This window comes from Pseudactinotalea sp., assembly GCF_048594945.1.
Lineage (GTDB): Bacteria > Actinomycetota > Actinomycetes > Actinomycetales > Beutenbergiaceae > Pseudactinotalea.
Genome location: NZ_JBMDXJ010000273.1, coordinates 1 through 5,520, shown reverse-complemented (window position 1 = coordinate 5,520; position 5,520 = coordinate 1). Strand labels below are relative to the sequence as shown.

The window sequence follows — 5,520 nt, the reverse complement described above, 5'->3', positions numbered from 1 at the left end:
CCCTCGGTGCGGACCCGGAGTCCGCAGCCGGGCGCGCCATCGCGTACGTGGAGGAGCTGACCGACCAGGTCGGCCCGCCGCCGCCCGCGTGGCCGGTCGGCTACGGCGAGATGCAGAGCGCCTTCGGCCGGGCGAACGAGTCGGTCGCGTTCGGGCAGGCCGACCCGGCCGCGGCGGCGGCGACCTTCATGGGTGAGGCCCAGGCGGCCCTCGGCTGAGCACGCCTCCACCCCCGCGCAGCGGTGACTGGCGTCCCACTCCCCGGAGGCGGTGGGGTGGGACCCCACTCACCGCCGCTGCGGTGGGGGTGGGGGTGGACGTCAGGTTCCCGTGACTGGAGTCCCTTGTCGGTACGGTTCTGCTGTGCCGACCGCAGCGACGCCCCCATGGTGAGGGCCACCCTTCGTGAGGTCGCGGAGCTGGCCGGCGTCTCGTTGAAGACCGTCACGAACGTCATGCACCAGCGTTCCAACGTGCGCGAGTCCACGCGTGCGCGGGTGCAGGCGGCGATCGACGAGCTCGGCTACCACCCCAACCTGTCCGCGCGAAACCTCGCGCTGGGAAGGGCGGGCACGATCGCGCTGGTGGTACCGCAGCTCGACATGCCGTACTTCGCCTCGCTCGCGATGCACGTGCTCGACGTCGCGGACTCACGCGGCTGGTTCGTGCTGATCGTGCAGACACGCGGCGAGGCCGCCGCCGAGCGGCGCATCCTCGAGGGCGCGTTCCCGCAGCGCCTCGACGGCGTCATCTTCGACCCCCTGCACGTCACCGCCGAGGAGATCCGCGACCGCGCCGACAGCACGCCGCTGGTGCTCATCGGTGAAGGCCCGCACCGGGGCGTCGCCGATCACGTGGGCATCGACAACCACGCCGCGAGCAAGGCCGCCGTGGCGCATCTTGCCGAGACGGGCCGCACCCGTCTCGGCATGATCGGTGCCTCCCTCGAGGCCGCCCCGAACGATCGGGGTGAAGGATTCCTCGACGGCGTGGCCTCGCGCGGTCTGGCCACCTCACCCGGGTGGATGCGTGGGGTGTCGGCGAACACTGGTGAGCAGGGCGCTGCCGCGATGGCGGCGCTGCTCGACGGTCTCGACGGCGGCGAGGCCCCCGACGGGCTCTTCTGCGCCACGGACTGGCTGGCGCTCGGCGCGATCCGCGAGCTGACCACGCGCGGGATCCGGGTGCCGGACGATGTCGCCGTGGTCGGCTTCGACGACATCCCCTACGGCCGCGTCTCCACACCCACCCTCACCACGGTCGCCTCGGCGCGCGACGAGATCGCGAGAGCCGCCGTCGACAGTCTCGAACGAGCCCAGCGCGAGCGGGGCGAGCCGCAGGAGATCCAGGCAGGGTTCCAACTCGTGATCAGGGAGAGCACAGCATGACCGATGCGGTGACGTTCGCGGTGATCGGGAGCGGGTGGCGCTCGGAGTTCTTCCTGCGGGTCGCGGCCGCGGCGCCGGAGCGACTGACGTGCGTGGGCGTGCTCGCACGCCGGGCCGAGGCGCGGGAGAATATCGGCGCGACCTGGGGCGTGCCGACCGTCGCCACGATCGATGACCTCCTCGCGCTACAGCCGGAGTTCGTGATCGCGTCGGTGACCTGGGCGGCGATGCCGGAGGTGACGCGCGAGCTCGTGGCCGCCGGGGCCCGGGTACTCGCCGAGACGCCGCCGGCGCCGGACCTGGACGGGCTGCGCTCGCTGTGGCACCACGTCGGGGCGTCCGGGCTGGTGCAGGTGGCCGAGCAGTACACGCGGATGCCCGGGCACGCGGCCCGGCTCGAGGTGGTGCGGCGCGGTGTGGTCGGGAGCGCGCAGCAGGTGCAGATCGCCTCGACGCACCTCTACCACGCGGTCTCGCTGATGCGGGCCTTCCTCGGTGCCGATCACGGAGAGGTGGTCGTGAACGCCCGCCGCTTCGAGGCACCGCTGGTCGACCCGCTCACGCCCGGAGGCTGGGTCGAGAACCCGGAGCCGGTCACGCGCGGCACCACGCTCGCCACGCTGGACTTCGGCGACGGCCGCAGCGGTCTGTACGACTTCGTGGACAACCAGTGGTGGAACCCGCTGCTCTCGCGTCGCATCGTGGTGCGGGGGTCGCACGGAGAGATCGCGAACGACGCCGTCACTCGCCTCACGTCCGAGGGTCCCGTCTCGTCGTCGATTGTCTACCGCCGCACCGGGATCGACCTCAACCTCGAGGGCAACGACGTGGTCAACGCGACGTTCGACGGCGAGGTCGTCTACCGCAACCCGTGGGCGGGCACCCGGCTCTCCGAGGATGACATCGCCGTCGCGAGCCTGCTCGAGGACACCGGGCGCTGGGCGCGCGAGGAGGGCCCCGCGCCCTACCCGCTCGCCGACGGCTGCCAGGACCACGCCATCGGGCTCGCGATCGGGGAGTCCGCCCGGACCGGCGCCGATGTGCGAGTGGGCGGCAATCCCTGGGGCTGACCGCCAGCGGCGACAGGCCGCGGCTGGATAGGTTGAGAGGGTGAGCATCGTCGTCGCCCTCCGTGAGCCGGATGGGGAGACGAGGGCCGCGCTGACGCCCGAGGCTGTTCGCGCGATCGTGCGGCTCGGGCACCGAGTGGTGGTGCAGACCGGGATCGGCACGCACGCCACGCGCAACGACGGGGAGTACGCCGATGCCGGCGCCGAGGTGCTGGAGGGCGCCCCGCTCGCCGAGTCGGTGCGCGCCGCCGACCTCCTCGTGCACGTGGTCCCGCTCTCCGAGGAACGGATCGCGGTGCTCCGCTCCGGCGCCCTCACGCTCGGACTCGCCGGCCCGCTCGACGGCGACCGGCGGGCCGCGCTCGCGGCCGCCGGTGTGGTGGCGCTCGCCTTCGAGCAGCTGCCACGCACCTCCCGCGCGCAGGCGATGGACGTGCTCTCCAGCCAGGCGCTCGCGGCCGGATACCGGGCGGTGCTGGAGGCGGCGATCCGGCTGCCGCGGTTCTTCCCGCTCGCGATGACCGCGGCCGGTACGGTGCCGCCGGCGAAGGTGGTGGTGCTCGGCGTCGGCGTGGCCGGGCTGCAGGCGATCGCGACCGCTCGCCGACTCGGCGCCACCGTGGCCGCCAACGACATCCGCCCCTCCTCCGCCGAGGAGGTCCGCTCGGTCGGAGCCACCTTCATCGATGCGGGCGTCGGGACCGATCAGGCGGCAGGCGGGTACGCCCGGTCGCTCGCATCCACCGCCGCCGAGGCGCAGCAGCAGGCGATCGCCCCGCACATCGCCGATGCCGACGTGCTCATCACCACGGCCGCGATCCCCGGGCGCACCGCACCGCGCCTCGTGACTGCCGCGATGGTGGCCGCGATGCGGCCGGGGTCGGTCGCCGTCGACCTGGCCGCGAGCAGCGGCGGCAACATCGAGGGCTCCACACCCGGCGAGGAGACCAGGGTGACCTCGAGCAGGGGAGTCGGGGACGTCGTCGTCGTCGGCCTGGCCAACGCGGCCGGCGACCTGCCGGCCGACGCGACCCGGCTGTATGCGAAGAACGTGAGCAACGTGATCGAGCTCCTCACGACCTCCGGCACGGAGGGCGCGGACCCGACGCTCGAGGTGGACCCGGCCGACGACGTACTCGCCGGACTGCTGGTCCGCACCGAGGAGGACACGCCCTGATGGACACGCTGACCACGCTGACCCTGATCGTGCTGGGTGGGTTCGTGGGCGCCGAGGTGGTCTCGAAGGTGACGTCGCGGCTGCACACGCCGCTGATGTCGGGGACCAATGCGATCAGCGGGATCATCCTCGTCGGAGCGATCGTCAGCATCGCGCGCACCACCTCGCCGCTGCTGATCGTGATCGGCAGCCTCGCGGTGCTGTTCGCCACGATCAACCTCGTCGGCGGGTTCGTGGTCACCGACCGGATGCTGGAGATGTTCCGCGGGGACCCTGACCGTCGCCGGGCGGACCGCTCATGAACCTTCTCCCCGGATGGGTCGCCGGGCTCGGCTACCTCGTGGCGGCGGTCTGCTTCATCGTGGCGATCAAGGGGTTGGCCTCGCCTCGCACCGCGCGGCGCGGCAACCTGATCGGTGCGCTCGGCGCGGCGCTCGCCGTCGCTGTGGTGCTGCTGTCCACGGACTTCCTCACCACCAACCTCGTGATCGTGCTGGTGACGATCGTGATCGGTGCGGCGCTCGCGGTGCCGGTGGCACGCCGGGTCCCGATCACCGACATGCCGCAGCTGGTGGCACTGTTCAACGGGATCGGTGGTGGCGCCGCCGCACTCGTGGGCATCGTGGAGCTCTCGCAGCACGAGGTGCTCGGGATCGAGGGTGATGCCATGGCCCCGGTGGCGATGGCGACCGGGATCGGGATCGGGTCGCTCACGCTCGTGGGGTCGATCGTCACGTTCCTCAAGCTGCAGGGATGGATGACCTCGCGGCCGGTCGTGCTGCCGGGGGCGCCCGTGCTGTTCGGGGCGTCGGTGCTGGTGACCGTGGCCGCGGCGGTGGCTGTGGCGGTCACCGAGAACATCTGGTGGGGTGTGCTGACGCTGGTGGCGGCCGGGGCGTTCGGCGTGCTGCTCGTGCTCCCGGTCGGTGGCGCCGACGTGCCGATCGTCATCTCACTTCTCAACGCCACCACCGGGCTCGCGGTGATCGCGACCGGGTGGGCCGTGGACAACGTGCTGCTGCTGGTCGCCGGCACGCTCATCGGTGCCGCCGGCACGATCCTCACACTCGCGATGGCACGCGGGATGGGTCGTTCCGTGGCGGGGATCCTGTTCGGTGCGCTGCGCGGCGGCTCGACGGCGGGGTCCACCGAGGCCTCCGACCGCCCGGTCCGCACCGCGACTGCCGACGACGTCGCGGTCACCCTCGCGTATGCCCGCCGGATCGTGGTGGTGCCCGGGTACGGGCTCGCCGTGGCGCAGGCGCAGCACACGATCGCCGAACTGGTCGACGCGCTGCGGGAGCGCGGCGTGGACGTGGTCTACGGCATCCACCCGGTCGCCGGCCGGATGCCCGGTCACATGAACGTGCTGCTCGCCGAGGCGAACGTGGACTACGACCTGTTGGTCGAGGCGGGCGATGTCAACCCGACGATGCCCGCCACCGACGTCGTGATCGTGGTCGGCGCCAACGACGTGGTCAACCCCGCTGCCCGCACCGAACCCGCCGCCCCGATCTACGGCATGCCGATCATCGACGCCGATGCCGCCGGCCAGGTGTTCTTCCTCAAGCGCTCGATGCGCCCAGGGTTCGCCGGTATCGAGAACGAGTTGCTGTTCTCGGAGAAGACGCAGGTGCTGTTCGGCGACGCGAAGGATTCCCTCGCCGCGGTGCTGGCTGGTCTGACGTCGGCCTGAGTTCTCGTCGGGGAGGCTAGCGGGCCGTGCCGCTCTTGTCCCTCCCCTCCGCGCAGCGGTGACTGGAGTCCCATCACCCCTGCGCAGCGGTGACTGGCGTCCCACCCGGACAGTCGGGATGGGACCACACTCACCGCCCCCGCGGCGGGATGGGACCACACCCACCGCCGCCGCTACCGCCGCGGGACG

Annotated in this window: 5 protein-coding genes and 1 pseudogene; all 6 read left to right on the top strand. The window is 72.3% G+C overall.

Annotated features, from left to right (window positions below):
* Nucleotides 1–218, top strand: a pseudogene (locus tag ACOJSN_RS11840) (hypothetical protein); the annotation flags it as partial.
* 168 nt (nt 219–386) lie between these two features.
* The gene (locus ACOJSN_RS11835) at nt 387–1,388 is read left to right on the top strand and encodes a LacI family DNA-binding transcriptional regulator (RefSeq protein WP_420112701.1); all 1,002 of its coding nucleotides are present in this window, start codon (nt 387–389) and stop codon (nt 1,386–1,388) included.
* Nucleotides 1,385–2,458: a Gfo/Idh/MocA family protein gene (locus ACOJSN_RS11830; RefSeq protein ID WP_420112700.1), complete on the top strand. Its 1,074-nt coding sequence runs from the start codon at nt 1,385–1,387 to the stop codon at nt 2,456–2,458. Before ACOJSN_RS11835 ends, ACOJSN_RS11830 begins: the two co-directional genes overlap by 4 nt.
* 40 nt (nt 2,459–2,498) lie before the next feature.
* Complete coding sequence (locus ACOJSN_RS11825) at nt 2,499–3,635, top strand: NAD(P)(+) transhydrogenase (Re/Si-specific) subunit alpha (protein ID WP_420112699.1); 1,137 nt, start codon at nt 2,499–2,501, stop codon at nt 3,633–3,635.
* A complete protein-coding gene (locus ACOJSN_RS11820) occupies nt 3,635–3,937 on the top strand; it encodes an NAD(P) transhydrogenase subunit alpha (RefSeq protein WP_420112698.1) in 303 nt (100 codons plus the stop codon). Before ACOJSN_RS11825 ends, ACOJSN_RS11820 begins: the two co-directional genes overlap by 1 nt.
* On the top strand, nt 3,934–5,331 hold the full coding sequence (locus ACOJSN_RS11815; RefSeq protein ID WP_420112697.1) for an NAD(P)(+) transhydrogenase (Re/Si-specific) subunit beta: 1,398 nt from the start codon (nt 3,934–3,936) through the stop codon (nt 5,329–5,331). Before ACOJSN_RS11820 ends, ACOJSN_RS11815 begins: the two co-directional genes overlap by 4 nt.
* The last annotated feature ends 189 nt before the right edge of the window (nt 5,332–5,520 follow it).